We start from the raw sequence: 14,994 nt of genomic DNA on the forward strand, positions 1-14,994 counted from the left end.
ATTCGGACCAGTGGTCGATCTCGCCTACACTCGAAGGCGTGCCACGTGGTGACGGTCGACTCAATCACGATCTGCTTCCCGGCGAGAAAGGCCCCCAGGACGCTTGTGGCGTCTTCGGTGTCTGGGCTCCGGGCGAAGAGGTCGCAAAGCTCACGTACTTCGGGCTCTACGCCCTCCAGCATCGGGGCCAGGAATCCGCGGGAATCGCGGTCAGCAACGGCTCCCAGATCCTCGTCTTCAAGGACATGGGCCTCGTGTCCCAGGTCTTCGACGAGACCTCTCTCGGTTCGCTCCAGGGTCATATCGCGGTCGGTCACGCCCGCTACTCGACCACCGGCGCCTCTGTCTGGGAGAACGCCCAGCCGACGTTCCGTGCCACCGCGCACGGCTCGATCGCGCTCGGCCACAACGGCAACCTCGTCAACACGGCCCAGCTGGCCGAGATGGTCGCCGCCCTCCCGAACGACAACAACAGCCGCTCGACCCGCGTGGCTGCCACCAACGACACCGACCTGCTCACCGCGCTCCTCGCGGCCCAGGTCGACGAGGACGGCAAGCCGCTGACCATCGAGGAGGCGGCCCACCAGGTCCTCCCGAAGGTGCGCGGCGCGTTCTCGCTCGTCTTCATGGACGAGCACACCCTCTACGCCGGCCGTGACCCGCAGGGCATCCGCCCGCTGGTCCTCGGCCGACTGGAGCGCGGCTGGGTCGTCGCCTCCGAGTCCGCCGCCCTGGACATCTGCGGCGCCAGCTATGTGCGCGAGATAGAGCCGGGCGAGTTCATCGCGATCGACGAGAACGGCCTGCGCAGCTCCCGCTTCGCGGAAGCGAAGCCCAAGGGCTGTGTCTTCGAGTACGTGTACCTGGCCCGCCCGGACACGGACATCGCCGGCCGCAACGTCTACCTCTCCCGTGTGGAGATGGGCCGCCGCCTGGCGAAGGAAGCCCCCGTCGAGGCCGACCTGGTCATAGCGACCCCGGAGTCGGGCACCCCGGCCGCCATCGGTTACGCCGAGGCCAGCGGCATCCCCTTCGGCGCGGGCCTGGTGAAGAACGCCTATGTCGGCCGCACCTTCATCCAGCCCTCCCAGACGATCCGCCAGCTCGGCATCCGTCTGAAGCTGAACCCGCTGAAGGAAGTCATCAAGGGCAAGCGCCTGGTCGTCGTCGACGACTCCATCGTGCGTGGCAACACCCAGCGGGCCCTGGTCCGCATGCTGCGCGAGGCGGGCGCCGCCGAGGTCCACATCCGGATCTCCTCGCCGCCCGTGAAGTGGCCCTGCTTCTTCGGCATCGACTTCGCCACCCGCGCCGAGCTCATCGCCAACGGCATGACCATCGAAGAGATCGGCACCTCCCTGGGCGCCGACTCCCTGGCCTACATCTCCCTCGACGGCATGATCGAGGCGACCACCATCGCCAAGCCGAACCTGTGCCGCGCCTGCTTCGACGGCGAGTACCCGATGGAGCTGCCGGACCCGGAGCTGCTCGGCAAGCAGCTGCTGGAGACCGAGCTGGCCGCGGGCCCGGCCGCCACGGCCGCGGCCGACGCGATCCGTCGCCCGTAAGCCCCCGTAGTACGACACGAAAGTTCTCACCACACATGTCTGAGACAACTGGTGCCAGCTATGCGAGCGCGGGCGTCGACATCGAGGCGGGCGACCGCGCGGTCGAGCTGATGAAGGAGTGGGTGAAGAAGACGCAGCGCCCGGAGGTCGCGGGCCTCGGCGGCCTCGGCGGCTTCGCCGGCCTCTTCGACGCCTCCGCCCTCAAGCGCTTCGAGCGCCCGCTGCTCGCCTCCGCCACCGACGGCGTCGGCACGAAGGTCGACATCGCGCGCCAGCTGGGCGTCTACGACACCATCGGCCACGACCTGGTCGCGATGGTCATGGACGACATCGTGGTGTGCGGTGCCGAGCCGCTGTTCATGACCGACTACATCTGCGTCGGCAAGGTCCACCCCGAGCGGGTCGCCGCCATCGTCAAGGGCATCGCCGAGGGCTGTGTCCTGGCCGGCTGCTCCCTGGTGGGCGGCGAGACGGCCGAGCACCCGGGCCTGCTGGGCGCGGACGACTTCGACGTCGCGGGCGCCGGCACGGGCGTCGTGGAGGCCGACCGGCTGCTCGGCGCGGATCGTATCCGTACGGGTGACGCCGTGATCGCCATGGCGTCCTCCGGCCTTCACTCCAACGGGTACTCCCTGGTGCGGCACGTCCTGCTGAAGCAGGCCGGTCTCGCCCTGGACGCCCACATCGAGGAGCTCGGCCGCACCCTCGGCGAGGAGCTCCTGGAGCCCACCAAGATCTACTCGCTGGACTGCCTGGCCCTCATCCGCACCACCGAGGTCCACGCCTTCAGCCACGTCACCGGCGGCGGCCTCGCGGCCAACCTGGCCCGCGTGATCCCGGACACCCTGCACGCCACGGTGGACCGCTCCACCTGGACCCCGGGCGCGATCTTCGACCTCGTCGGGAAGACCGGCAATGTCGAGCGCCTGGAGCTGGAGAAGACCCTCAACATGGGCGTCGGCATGATCGCGATCGTGCCGCAAGCTTCCGTGGACGTGGCCCTGACGACGCTGGCCGACCGCGGGGTCGACGCCTGGGTCGCGGGCGAGATCACCGAGCGCGGCGAGCACACCACGGGCGCCGAGCTGGTCGGGGACTACGCGGTCTGAGCCGCGGGACCGACCTGCGGACAGCACAGAACCCGGTCGGTGGCAGTGCCACCGACCGGGTGAGTGCTCAATGCGTGGTCAAGCGCCGCGACGCTGTTGTGAAGAAGAGGGACCGTCGTCTTCGTCCTCGTCGTCGTCCTCATAGAGGTCGGCGTATCGAGAGTAAAGATCGTCCTCGTCATCCTCATCGTCCTCGAACGGCTCGCCGTTCGGCGGCTGGCTCGAAGTCGATGCGCCCAGTTCACTGGCCAGACGCGAGAGGTCAGTCCCACCGCTGTTGTACTTCAGCTGGCGGGCGACCTTCGTCTGCTTGGCCTTGGCCCGGCCGCGCCCCATGGCTCGACCCCCTCGGTGACGGGGCTCGACGGCCCCAGAGTCTGACACGCGTTCATGATCCGGAACGGAGCCTCCGCAGAGGTGCCGGTCCGTAGGGCTTCCACGGTACCTGAGCCCGCGCCCATACGGTACGTCGCCCGCAGCACGCGCGTGTGCACAGGACCTTCGAGGCGCCCTGTCCTCGCTGGTCAACGGCGATTTTAACCACTTATCGAGGGACGACCCGCCGGTAGAAGTGAGAGTTCTCTCCAACCGACCCCCGGCGGGTACCGCGCAAACCCCTGGCCCACGCTCTCCGGAACGTCAGCGTCCGCGCGCGGCGGCCGCCTCGTGCATCCGCTGCTCGGCGATCCGGTCGGCCGCGGCGGCCGGCGGAATCCCATCGGCCTTCGCACGTGCGAATATGGCCAGCGTGGTGTCGAAGATCTTCGCCGCCTTCGCCTTGCACCGCTCGAAGTCGAACCCGTGCAGCTCGTCGGCCACCTGGATCACGCCACCGGCGTTCACCACGTAGTCCGGCGCGTAGAGGATCCCGCGGTCGGCGAGGTCCTTCTCCACACCCGGGTGCGCGAGCTGGTTGTTGGCCGCGCCGCAGACGATCTTCGCCGTCAGCACCGGCACGGTGTCGTCGTTCAGGGCCCCGCCGAGCGCGCAGGGGGCGTAGATGTCGAGGTCCTCGACGCGGATCAGGGTCGCGGTGTCGGCGACGGCCCGCACGCCCGTCGGGTGCGCCGCGAGGATGCGGCCCACGGCGTCCTCGCGCACGTCCGTGATGACGACCTCGGCGCCCTCCGCGCGCAGGTGCTCCACCAGGTGGTGGCCGACCTTGCCGACGCCGGCGATGCCCACCTTGCGGCCGCGCAGCGACGGGTCGCCCCACAGGTGCTGGGCCGAGGCCCGCATGCCCTGGTAGACACCGAACGCGGTCAGCACCGAGGAGTCGCCGGCGCCGCCGTTCTCCGGGGACCGGCCGGTCGTCCAGCGGCACTCGCGCGCCACGACGTCCATGTCGGCGACATAGGTGCCGACGTCGCAGGCGGTGACGTAGCGCCCGCCGAGCGAGGCCACGAACCGGCCGTAGGCCAGCAACAGCTCCTCGCTCTTGATCTGCTCCGGGTCGCCGATGATCACGGCCTTGCCACCGCCGTGGTCGAGCCCGGCCATGGCGTTCTTGTACGACATCCCGCGCGCGAGGTTCAGCGCGTCGGCGACGGCCTCCTGCTCGCTCGCGTACGGGTAGAAGCGCGTACCGCCGAGGGCGGGGCCGAGGGCGGTGGAGTGGATGGCGATGACGGCCTTGAGGCCGCTGGCGCGGTCCTGGCAGAGCACGACTTGCTCATGACCCCCCTGGTCCGAGTGGAACAGGGTGTGCAGTACATCAGCAGGTGCGCCGGTTACGTCGGTCACTGTGGTGACTCCTGGGTAAGTAGCGGCGGTCGGGATCGGGGTCCCGTGCGGGTGGCGGGGCCCCGTTGGGCTGAAGAGTAGAGCGTCTTCGGGTCCGTCACCTCGCCGTGGTCAGGATCACCTACGCACGGAGTACCCCCCGTGCGACGATTCGGATAGTTTTCCCGTTCCTTTGTGAGCGGGTTCCGCAGGTTTCCCCGGCAGGCGGCGGGGGAGGGAGCAGGCGTGCCCAAGGTGTCCTCGGTGATCGTCCCGTACGCGGCCTACTTGCGTGTGTACGAGCCGCTGGCCGCCTTCCCCGAGCCGGAACGCGACCACTGGACGCGCTACGCCCGCCGCCCCGACCGTCCGGGCTACCAGGACGAACTGCGGCGCTCCCTGGCCGACTTGCTGCCCACCCCGCCGGTCGCGGTGCCCGTGCACGAGAGCGGCGACGCCTTCGTCCTTCAGGACGAGCGCGGCATCCACGTCTGCCCCTGGCGCACCCGGCTGCGCGGCTGGCAGGCCCTCGGTGATCTCGGCGAGGAGCTGCCCGCGTCGGTCCTGGACGCCGTACTGCCGCCGCTCGTGCGTGATCAGGCCGCGAAGGACTACGAGCGCTGGCTGGTCCGCAACCCCGACGCCCGGCCCTGGATCCGTACGGCGACCTGGCAGGTGCCGCTGAACTGGTTCGTGCTGGTCTCCGACGAGGAGCGGGAGTACACCAAGGGCTCGGGCGACACCGGCGACGAGCCGCCCGTGCTGCGCTACCGCACCCCGATGGTGCAGGCCCGCCGCAGGGTCGCGCGGGGCCTGCGGGCGCTGAAGGACGCGATCGACGAGGGCCCGCTGATCGACGGCCTGGTGGACGTCGGGCGCTGGCTGGAGGAGTTCCACCCGCGCTCGCTGGTCGAGCTGGACTACGGCGGACTGGTGCACGTCCTGCCGGCGGGCGACCTGGAGGGCGATCACTCGGCCGCGGACGTGGCCGAGGGGATCGAGGCGCTGCGCCGGGGCGACGGGGTCGCGGCCGGGGAGGCGTACGGGCGGCTGGTGGAGCGCTGGCGCGCGGTGCGGGACCTGCGGTCGGCGAACTGAGCGCGTCCCCCGGACCGGGGACCTGACGCCGCAACAGAAACGACACCTTCCGAGTGACGTGCGTCACGGCCTGAAGGCTGTGCACCGCGTACGGTCTACCGCACTTCCAGAAGTTGACGGGACGTAGGTCCCGATCCGGGCGTTTACCCCAAGCGTGACAGACCGCACGTACGCGGCCCTTGCGCCCCTTGCCCCTCCTCGTGCCAAAATAGGACAAGGAGCCCGGGGAGGGCTCTTCTCAGCATTGCACGCTTAGGGGGTCCGGTGACTCCTGATCGCTCTGTGACTGATCGTCACAGTCGCGTGACTGTCCGCTATGGCATGGTCCATCGGCTTCCGTCGCTGATGAACACCTGGGAGGGCAATTCCATCGGTTTGGCCGACGCGGCTGGACAGATGGTGTAGTTGTAGTGCCGAGGACAAGCCGTTCGTCCTATAACCGACTCGACTCGCGTCCGCCATTTCGGGCAACGCGGGTCAAGGTGCAGAATTTAGAGGAAAGAACCGAGAAGGTTCGGTTCTCCCGAGGAGGCCGCTCATGACCGCTCGCACCCCTGATGCCGAGCCGCTGCTGACCCCGGCTGAGGTCGCCACGATGTTCCGCGTCGACCCCAAGACGGTCACGCGGTGGGCGAAGGCCGGCAAGCTCACGTCGATCCGCACGCTCGGCGGGCACCGACGCTACCGCGAGGCCGAGGTCCGCGCTCTGCTCGCGGGCATCCCGCAGCAGCGCAGCGAGGCCTGAACAACTCCATAACCGGGCAGACCGGCCGGACCCCCAACCTGGCCCTGACGCCCGAACCCATAGCTCCACACGACGTGGGACCTGCCCCAACAGGGCCTGTGTGTCGTTGATCGCGCTGGACTCCGCCGGGTCCAGCGCGATTTTTTTGTGCCCTGTGCGCCTACGGAGAGTGTCCGGCGGCGGGGTGGGGGAGGGCTGTGGACGGCCTGGGTGCGACCCCTGAAGACTGGTGCAATTGCACATATTAAATTGACCAGTTGTAGGAGTGGGGTAAGAACCACTGTTTCGGAAACTCGTCCGGTGACTCCCGTCACATGCCACGGTACTTGTTGCGTCCGGCACCTCTGCGCTAGTGGAAGCGCGCGTTCCAGAGTCCCATCCCTGTACGGCTGTTGAGGCCGGCGAACGTCACGAGCCGGAGGGTTCCTCGCCCTCCACGTCTCCCTCGGGGACCTCAGTACCCCTCGGTGCGGAATCCATGGCCTGCCGCAGCAGCCGATGACACACCGGGCAGTGCCGCGTCAGATGCCGGTACGACGACGCCGCCGCCAGATGCGCCCGCAGCAACGCCCGCGTCTCATGCCTGACCGAAGCCGCCATACGCCCCCTCCAGCCCCCGTCCCGCCACGACCCTGCCTTCCGGGGTACCGAGGGAATGTGACGCCGTCAAGGCGGCTGTGGGGCCTTTGGAGGGTTGCCAGGGGGTTGGGGAAGCCTCGGTGGTCGTCGGCGGCCCGTCGGGGCAACACGACTGAGGCCCGCATCCGATACGGGATGCGGGCCTCAGTCTCACTGCGGTCCTGACGGGATTTGCTGTACCCGATTGCGGCTCCGCCGCGGGCGCGGCCTCCACCTCGACAGGGTGGTGGGTGAGCATGAGTAAGGCCCGCGATCCCTTGCGGGTGCGGGCCTCAGTCTCACTGCGGTCCTGACGGGATTTGCTGTACCCGATTGCGGCTCCGCCGCGGGCGCGGCCTCCACCTCGACAGGGTGGCGGGTGAGCATGAGTAAGGCCCGCGATCCCTTGCGGGTGCGGGCCTTACTCTCACTGCGGTCCTGACGGGATTTGAACCCGCGGCCTCCACCTTGACAGGGTGGCGAGCACTCCAAACTGCTCCACAGGACCAGGTTTCGCGGCGTTTCGCGTTTCTGCGTTGCGCTGCGAGAAGGACTGTACAGGAGGGTGAGCCCGCTGGTCGAACTCACCCTCAGTGCGCGGGCCCGGTTACGGGGCGGCGGCGTCGATCGCCTTCACGATCCGCTTGTCGGAGACGGGGTACGCCGTGCCCAGCGCGTGCGCGAAGTAGCTCACCCGCAGCTCCTCGATCATCCAGCGGATCTCCAGGACGGAGGCCGGCACGGGCCGCCCCTTGGGCAACTGCTCCAGCAGCCACGCGTACTCGTCCTGCATGTCGTGGACCTTCTCCATACGGGTCGTGTCCCGCTGGACCCCCGTGGGCATCTGCTGGAGCCGCCGGTCCGCCGCCACCAGATACCGCATCAGATGCGGCAGCCGCGCGATCCCCGCCTCCGTCACGAAGCCCGGCCTCACGAGGGCGTCCAACTGCGCCCGCACATCCGCCAGGTTCGGCAGCAGCGCAGGGCTCTGTACAGCCTTCAGACGCCGCTCACAGGCCTGCCAGGCCGCGAGCACCTGCTGCACCTGTCCGACCGTACGCACCGTCGTGTCGACGATCTCCGCCCGCACCTTGTCGTACAGCTTCCGGTACGACTCCTCGTCCCACGCCGGGCCGCCGAAGTCGCCGATCAGCTTGTCCGCCGCCGCCATCGCGCAGTCGTCGAACAGTGCCTGCACCGAACCGTGCGGATTCGCCGACAGCGCGAGCTTCTGCGCGTTCGTCAGGCGATCGCTCGCGAACTTCGCGGGATTGACCGGGATGTTGCGCAGGATCAGCCGCCGCGTGCCCTTCCACATCGCCTCGGCCTGCTCGGCCTCGGTGTCGAAGAGCCGCACGGAGACCGTGTCGCCGTCGTCCACCAGAGCCGGGTACGCCTTCACCGGCTGCCCCGCCCTGCGCGTCTCGAAGACGCGGCTCAGCGAGCCGATCGACCAGTCCGTGAGGCCCCTGCGCTCCAGCGACTCCCCGCCCTCACGGGAGGCCGTCGCCGCGGCCGCCTGCGACAGCGCCTTGCGCGCCTTCGGCTTCAGCCGGAGCTTCAGCGCCTCCAGGTCCTTGTCCTCCGCGAGCTTGCGGCGCCGCTCGTCGACGATCCGGAAGGTGATGCGCAGATGGTCCGGCACCTTCGCCCAGTCGAAGTCGTCCGCCTCGAAGGGCACGCCGACCATCCGCTTGAGCTCACGCGCCATGGTGACCGTCAGCGGCTCCTGCAGCGGGACCGCCGTGTCGAGGAACCGCTTGGCGAAGTTCGGCGCCGGCACGTAGTTGCGGCGGATCGGCTTCGGCAGCGACCGGATCAGCTCCGTGACCACTTCCTCCCGCAAACCCGGGATCTGCCAGTCGAAGCCCTCGTCCGTGACCTGGTTGAGCACCTGGAGCGGGATGTGGACCGTCACACCGTCCGCGTCCGCACCCGGCTCGAACTGGTACGTCACCCGGAACTTCAGCTGACCCTGCCGCCAGGAGTCCGGATAGTCGGCCTTGGTGACCGCCTCCGCCGACTCGCGGATCAGCATCTCCCGCTCGAAGTCCAGGAAGTCCGGCTGCTCGTGCCGCTTGTGCTTCCACCACGAGTCGAAGTGCGCCCCGGACACCACGTGTTCGGGCACCCGCTGGTCATAGAAGTCGAACAGCGTCTCGTCGTCGACCACGATGTCCCGGCGCCGCGCCCGGTGCTCCAACTCCTCGACCTCGCTGAGGAGTTTGCGGTTGTCGGCGAAGAACTTGTGGTGCGTACGCCAGTCGCCCTCGACCAGCGCGTTACGGATGAACAGCTCGCGGGAGACCTCCGGGTCGACCCGCCCGTAGTTGATCTTCCGCTGGGCGACGATCGGCACGCCGTACAGCGTGACCTTCTCGTACGCCATCACCGCCGCCTGGTCCTTCTCCCAGTGCGGCTCCGAGTACGTGCGCTTGATCAGATGCCCGGCGAGCGGCTCCACCCACTCCGGCTCGATCTTCGCGTTGACCCGCGCCCACAGGCGGGAGGTCTCCACCAGCTCGGCCGACATCACGAAACGCGGCTGCTTCTTGAACAGCGCCGAGCCCGGGAAGATCGCGAACTTGGCGTTGCGGGCGCCCAGGTACTCGTTCTTGTTGCCGTCCTTCACGTCCTTCATGCCGATGTGCGACAGCAGACCGGCGAGGAGGGAGACATGGACGCGGTCGGCCGGGGCGTCGTCCTCGCTGAGGTGGATGCCCATCTGCTTGGCGACCGTGCGCAGCTGGCTGTAGATGTCCTGCCATTCGCGAATGCGCAGGAAGTTCAGGTACTCCTGCTTGCACATACGCCGGAACGAGCTGGACCCGCGCTCCTTCTGCTGCTCACGGACGTACCGCCACAGGTTCAGATACGCCAGGAAGTCGCTGGTCTCGTCCTTGAAGCGGGCGTGCTGCTGGTCGGCCTGCGTCTGCTTCTCGGCCGGCCGCTCCCGCGGGTCCTGGATGGACAGCGCGGCGGCTATGACCATGACCTCGCGGACGCAGCCGTTCTTGTCGGCCTCCAGCACCATGCGCGCCAGCCGCGGGTCCACCGGCAGCTGGGCCAGCTTGCGGCCGGTGTCCGTCAGCCGCTTGCGCGGGTCCTTCTGCACCGGGTCCAGCGCGCCCAGCTCCTGCAGCAGCTGCACACCGTCACGGATGTTGCGGTGGTCCGGCGGATCGATGAACGGGAACTTCTCGATGTCACCGAGCCCGGCCGCGGTCATCTGCAGGATGACGGACGCCAGGTTCGTCCGCAGGATCTCCGCGTCCGTGAACTCCGGCCGCGCGAGGAAGTCCTCCTCGCTGTACAGCCGGATGCAGACGCCGTCGCTGGTCCGGCCGCAGCGGCCCTTGCGCTGGTTGGCGCTGGCCTGCGAGATCGGCTCGATCGGCAGCCGCTGCACCTTGGTGCGGTGGCTGTAGCGGGAGATACGGGCGAAGCCGGGGTCGATGACGTACTTGATGCCGGGGACCGTCAGGGACGTCTCCGCCACGTTCGTCGCCAGAACGATCCTGCGCCCCGTGTGCGGCTGGAACACCCGGTGCTGCTCGGCGTGCGACAACCGGGCGTAGAGAGGGAGCACCTCGGTGAACCGGTACTGCTTCTTGTTGAGGGCGTCCGCGGTGTCCCGGATCTCCCGCTCACCGGAGAGGAAGACGAGGATGTCGCCCTTCCCCTCGCCCATCAGCTCCTCGACCGCGTCCGTGATGGCCGTGATCTGATCGCGGTCGGCGTCCTCGGCGTCCTCCTCCAGCAGCGGCCGGTAGCGCACCTCGACGGGATACGTCCGCCCGCTGACCTCGATGATCGGCGCGTCCCCGAAATGCCGGGAGAACCGCTCGGGATCGATCGTCGCGGAGGTGATGACGACCTTGAGGTCGGGCCGCTTCGGCAGCAGCTGGGCGAGATAGCCCAGCAGGAAGTCGATGTTGAGGGACCGCTCGTGGGCCTCGTCGATGATGATCGTGTCGTACGCCCGCAGCTCGCGGTCCGTCTGGATCTCGGCGAGCAGGATGCCGTCCGTCATCAGCTTCACGAAGGTGGCGTCCGGGTTCACCTGGTCGGTGAACCGCACCTTCCAGCCGACGGCCTCCCCGAGCGGGGTCCGCAGCTCCTCCGCGACCCGCTCCGCGACCGTACGCGCCGCGATACGCCGCGGCTGGGTGTGCCCGATCATCCCGCGCACACCCCGCCCGAGCTCCATACAGATCTTCGGGATCTGCGTGGTCTTCCCGGACCCGGTCTCACCGGCCACGATGACGACCTGGTGGTCGCGGATGGCGTCCGCGATCGCGTCCTTCTTCTGGCTGACGGGAAGCTGCTCGGGATAGGTGATCGCCGGCACCTTCAGGCGCCGCCCGGCCATCCGCTCCTCGCCCCGGGCGACCTCCGCCTCGATCTCCGCGAGCACGGCGGCCCGGGCCTCCGGCTTACGGATCTTGCGGGCACCCTCCAGCCTCCGCCCGAGCCGGTGCGCATCGCGCAGCGACAACTCGGTCAGACGGGCGGCGAGGGAGCCGAGGGCGGAGGCAGGCTGCGTAGACATACGCGATCCAGGATCTCATCCCCGCCAAATTCCTGGCGAACGCTTTTGCCCCGGCCCCCGCGCCTCAGCCGACCGGCGTCCGAGGCTCCCGTGGTGCGGGCACCCCCGAGGGGCCGGCCTCCGGCACGCGGGGACTCCCGCCCAGGGCGATGTTCTGCGCCGTGTTGGAGACGGCCTTGATCCCCAGGTAGGCCGTGGTGACCCCGCTGATGGCGGTGAAGGCGGTGGTCAGCACCCCCACGATCACCGCCTTGTCCCCGCCGAGCTGCCACACCCCGACCACCGCGACCACCACGATGGCCAGGTTGCTCCCCAGCACGGCCTGCAACCCGTACCGGGCCCGCTGCTTCTCGACCTCTCCGGCCCTGCCCGCATCCCGGCTCATCGAACCCCCTAGGCTCCTGTGAACGACGAAAACCCCTTCCGGTTGCCCGGAAGGGGTTTTCGTTCTTGTGGCTGGGGCCGGGGTCGAACCGGCGACCTATCGCTTTTCAGGCGATCGCTCGTACCAACTGAGCTACCCAGCCACGAGGCTTCCGAGGAAACCTCAGCGGTCCTGACGGGATTTGAACCCGCGGCCTCCACCTTGACAGGGTGGCGAGCACTCCAAACTGCTCCACAGGACCTTGCTTTTGTGTGCGAGCGACAGGCTCAAGTGTCGCACACCGTACTGCGTGCCCCCAACGGGATTCGAACCCGTGCTACCGCCTTGAAAGGGCGGCGTCCTAGGCCGCTAGACGATGAGGGCTATCGGCCCGCCTGGGCGCTTCTCAGCGCGTCGGGGACGTGAGAAGCATATGGGATGGCGGGAGGTATCGCCAAAACGGTTTACGGGGAGGTCGTGGAGGGCGTCGTGGGAGGCGTCGGGGAGGCCGAGGACGCGCCGGGGGTGTTCTCCTCCGGGAGGTGGCGGCTGACCTCGGCCGTCGTGAGGCCGAGGCCGCCCAGGCGGATCTCGTCCCAGGCCTGGAGGCGGCGGGTGCCGCGGTCGAAGTAGAGGATCGAGGTCTCGATCGGGTCGGGGTGTTCGCCTTCGATCGCGCGCAGGCCGCTGCCTCCGGTGGAGCCCTCGATGCGCAGGCGTGTGCCGTACTTCATGACCTCCATCTCCTGGTGGTGGAGGTGGCCGGACAGGACCAGCGGGACCTCGCCGTCCGTCTCGCGGGCCGCCGAGGGTTCGTGGGCCACGGCCACGTCCACCGGCGTCCCCGCCGCGCGCTGGTCGCGCAGAGCCGTCGCCAGGCGGGCACCGGCCAGTTCCTGGGAGGTCTCCTGCTCCTGGGAGCGGTCGGGGGTGAACTGCGGGTCGCCGATGCCGGCGAAGCGCAGGCCCGCGATCGTGGTCGCCCGGCCGTCGTCGAGGACGTGGACGTTCTTCAGGCCCTTCAGGTAGCGCTGGGTCACCGGGGAGTCGTGGTTGCCGCGGACCCAGACGTAGGGCGCGCCGAGGTCCTCGATGGGGTCGAGGAAGCCGTTCTCCGCGGCCGTGCCGTGGTCCATGGTGTCGCCGGAGTCGACGATGACGTCGACGTCGTACTGCTCCACCAGCGAGGCGATGATCTTCCAGCTCGCGGGGTTGAGGTGGATGTCCGAGACGTGCAGGACGCGGATGGTGGACGGGTCGGGGGTGTAGGCGGGGAGCGTGGACGTGGCGTCGTAGAGCTTGGTGACGTTGGTGACCAGGCGGGCGAGTTCCTTCTGGTAGACGTCGAACTCGGTGACGATGCTGCGCGCGTTGCCGACCAGCGAGGGGGCGGAGGTCAGCAGGCCGGAGAAGCGGGGTTCGAGGACGGACTTGGGGTTCCAGGTGGCGTACGCCGTGACGCCGGAGGCGGTGAGCAGGGCGAGGGCGAGGCCGCCCGCGGTGAGGGCGCGGCGGGGGCGGCGGTAGACGGCGAGGCCGAGGGCGGTGGCGCCGGAGACGACGGCGACGCAGGAGCGGACGGCGAGGTCGAGGGTGCCGCGGCCGACGTCCTGGGCGACTTCGTCCTGGAGGCCGGAGAGGCGCTCGGGGTGGTCGACGAGGGCCTGGGCGCGGGCGGGGTCGAGCTGGTCGACGTTGACGTCGAGGCGGACCGGGGCGGTGTGGCTGTCCAGGTGGAGGGCGCCGAGCGGGGAGACGTTGATCTTGGTGCCGCCGGTGAGGGAGGGGCGCAGCGTCATCGTCGTGTCCATGGGGCCGACCGGGGTGCGGACGTTGCCGACGATCAGCAGGCCCAGCCAGGCTCCGACGAGGACGACGGTGAGGAGGCCGAGGGAGCGGAGCCAGGGGTTGGGGCGGTCGTCGAGCGCGGGTCGGGGCGGGGCGGTGACGCGGGCCATTGGTGCCGTATGCCCCAGGCCGCGGGCTCGTATGCGGGGATTTCGCCGTGTCCCCTACAGGGGTGTACGGGGGTGTCGTACCGGACAATGGCGGTGTGCTGGAGATGACGCGCGAGGAGTTCGAGGAGCTGGTCTCCGAGGCGCTGGACCGGATTCCGCCGGAGTTGACGCGGTTGATGGACAACGTCGCGGTGTTCGTCGAGGACGAGCCGCCGACGGAGGACCCGGAGCTGCTCGGGCTGTACGAGGGGACTCCGCTGACGGAGCGCGGTGAGTGGTACGCGGGGGTGCTGCCGGACCGGATCACGATCTACCGGGGGCCGACGCTGCGGATCTGCGAGTCACGCGAGGACGTGGTCGCGGAGACGGAGATCACGGTGGTGCACGAGATCGCGCATCACTTCGGGATCGACGACGAGCGGCTGCACGCGCTGGGTTACGGCTGAGCGCGGCTGCCGGGGCCTGTCTTCCGGGAGGCATGCCGGCCTTGCGGGTGCCGGGGCGCGGCAGACCCCGTCCGGCCCGGCCGGGAAGCGCGGTCCCTCGCGGTCGGCCTGATCCGGACGGCGGGCCCTGGGCCGGGGGTGGCGTGTCTTCTTGTGGGCGGCGGGAGTTGGGCAGGGCGACTTCTCGCCGCGCCCCCGGAGGTGGCTGCCCGTGCGCCCCATGTACGTACCCGTCCGACTGGCCGCCACGGTGGTGGCGGTCGCCGCTGCCGCCGGCTGTATGAGCGTGGGAGACGACGACGGCAAGGGTGCGCCGCCCGCGCACTCGGCGGGGGAGCGGGGCGGTGAGGCGCCGGAGGGCGGTGTCCCCGTGCCGGGTGTGGGTGCCGGGTACGACGGCGGGGGCGGCGGCGGTGCGGCCGGTGGGGAGGAGGATCCGCGGCCGAAGGGCGGGGAGAAGGGCGAGGCGACGGGGTCGGCGGTGCCTTCGGTGTCGCCGTCGGTGAGTGCGAGCGCGTCGGCGTCGGCGCCTGACCGGCCGGGCCGGCCGGGTCGGCCGCCGGTGCGGCCGGGGGAGCCGGAGCCGACGCGGGCGGAGCCGACGCCGACGAAGGCGGAGCCGTCGCCGGAGCCCCCGCCGACGCCGACCGAGCCTGAGCCGTCGCCGACGCCGACCGAGGCGGAGCCGTCGTCGTCGGCGCATCCGGAGCCGGGTCCGCAGCTGGAGCAGCGGGAGCCGGCACCGGCCGCGGGGACCCCGGCGTAGTCGGCACACGGGCCTGACCTGCGAGAACGGGGCTGGTTTGCCTTCAGG

At 69.7% G+C, this 14,994-nt stretch carries 12 protein-coding genes and 4 tRNA genes; 6 read left to right on the forward strand and 10 right to left on the reverse strand.

Going from position 1 to position 14,994, the window contains the following annotated elements; all coding sequences use genetic code 11:
* The first annotated feature begins 38 nt into the window (after positions 1 to 38).
* Positions 39 to 1,568 (forward strand): amidophosphoribosyltransferase, encoded by a 1,530-nt coding sequence (gene purF, locus RKD23_RS19885; protein ID WP_424854879.1) that lies wholly within the window; start codon positions 39 to 41, stop codon positions 1,566 to 1,568.
* Positions 1,569 to 1,603: 35 nt separating this feature from the next.
* Entirely contained in the window at positions 1,604 to 2,677 is a 1,074-nt protein-coding gene (purM, locus tag RKD23_RS19890; protein WP_424854880.1) for a phosphoribosylformylglycinamidine cyclo-ligase, read from the forward strand.
* A 78-nt stretch (positions 2,678 to 2,755) separates the two neighbouring features.
* Here the strand turns inward: purM and RKD23_RS19895 are convergent, their stop codons facing one another.
* Positions 2,756 to 3,013, reverse strand: coding sequence for a DUF3073 domain-containing protein (locus RKD23_RS19895; RefSeq protein ID WP_424854881.1), 258 nt, complete (start codon positions 3,011 to 3,013; stop codon positions 2,756 to 2,758).
* A gap of 303 nt (positions 3,014 to 3,316) precedes the next feature.
* Complete coding sequence (locus tag RKD23_RS19900) at positions 3,317 to 4,420, reverse strand: Leu/Phe/Val dehydrogenase (protein ID WP_424854882.1); 1,104 nt, start codon at positions 4,418 to 4,420, stop codon at positions 3,317 to 3,319.
* Positions 4,421 to 4,645: 225 nt separating this feature from the next.
* Here RKD23_RS19900 and RKD23_RS19905 point away from each other — a divergent pair, with 225 nt between their 5' ends.
* Both RKD23_RS19905 and bldC read left to right on the forward strand, forming a co-directional pair.
* Positions 4,646 to 5,497 carry a hypothetical protein gene (locus RKD23_RS19905; RefSeq protein WP_424854883.1) on the forward strand — a complete coding sequence of 284 codons (852 nt, stop codon included), beginning with the start codon at positions 4,646 to 4,648 and terminating at the stop codon, positions 5,495 to 5,497.
* 538 nt (positions 5,498 to 6,035) lie between these two features.
* Complete coding sequence (gene bldC, locus RKD23_RS19910) at positions 6,036 to 6,242, forward strand: developmental transcriptional regulator BldC (protein ID WP_003949541.1); 207 nt, start codon at positions 6,036 to 6,038, stop codon at positions 6,240 to 6,242.
* Positions 6,243 to 6,650: 408 nt separating this feature from the next.
* Here the strand turns inward: bldC and RKD23_RS19915 are convergent, their stop codons facing one another.
* From RKD23_RS19915 to RKD23_RS19950, 8 genes are all read right to left on the reverse strand, one after another.
* Entirely contained in the window at positions 6,651 to 6,842 is a 192-nt protein-coding gene (locus RKD23_RS19915; RefSeq protein WP_424854884.1) for a DUF6274 family protein, read from the reverse strand.
* 451 nt (positions 6,843 to 7,293) lie between these two features.
* Positions 7,294 to 7,368, reverse strand: a tRNA-Asp gene (locus tag RKD23_RS19920).
* 99 nt (positions 7,369 to 7,467) lie between these two features.
* Positions 7,468 to 11,412: an ATP-dependent RNA helicase HrpA gene (gene hrpA / locus RKD23_RS19925; protein WP_424854885.1), complete on the reverse strand. Its 3,945-nt coding sequence runs from the start codon at positions 11,410 to 11,412 to the stop codon at positions 7,468 to 7,470.
* A gap of 64 nt (positions 11,413 to 11,476) precedes the next feature.
* Entirely contained in the window at positions 11,477 to 11,797 is a 321-nt protein-coding gene (locus RKD23_RS19930; RefSeq protein WP_424854886.1) for a hypothetical protein, read from the reverse strand.
* A gap of 68 nt (positions 11,798 to 11,865) precedes the next feature.
* A tRNA-Phe gene (locus RKD23_RS19935) sits at positions 11,866 to 11,939 on the reverse strand.
* A 24-nt stretch (positions 11,940 to 11,963) separates the two neighbouring features.
* Positions 11,964 to 12,038: transfer RNA gene (locus RKD23_RS19940), tRNA-Asp, on the reverse strand.
* Between the two features lie 49 nt (positions 12,039 to 12,087).
* Positions 12,088 to 12,160 (reverse strand) — tRNA-Glu (locus tag RKD23_RS19945).
* A gap of 80 nt (positions 12,161 to 12,240) precedes the next feature.
* The gene (locus RKD23_RS19950) at positions 12,241 to 13,734 is read right to left on the reverse strand and encodes a metallophosphoesterase family protein (RefSeq protein ID WP_424854887.1); all 1,494 of its coding nucleotides are present in this window, start codon (positions 13,732 to 13,734) and stop codon (positions 12,241 to 12,243) included.
* A 95-nt stretch (positions 13,735 to 13,829) separates the two neighbouring features.
* On the opposite strand from RKD23_RS19950, the gene RKD23_RS19955 reads away from it, so the two are divergent.
* Both RKD23_RS19955 and RKD23_RS19960 read left to right on the forward strand, forming a co-directional pair.
* Positions 13,830 to 14,180, forward strand: a complete 351-nt coding sequence (locus RKD23_RS19955) for a metallopeptidase family protein (protein ID WP_404036508.1) — start codon at positions 13,830 to 13,832, stop codon at positions 14,178 to 14,180.
* A gap of 211 nt (positions 14,181 to 14,391) precedes the next feature.
* Positions 14,392 to 14,946 (forward strand): hypothetical protein, encoded by a 555-nt coding sequence (locus tag RKD23_RS19960; RefSeq protein WP_424854888.1) that lies wholly within the window; start codon positions 14,392 to 14,394, stop codon positions 14,944 to 14,946.
* Positions 14,947 to 14,994 lie beyond the last annotated feature (48 nt).

This window comes from Streptomyces sp. SAI-170, assembly GCF_049739565.1.
Taxonomy (GTDB): Bacteria; Actinomycetota; Actinomycetes; order Streptomycetales; family Streptomycetaceae; genus Streptomyces.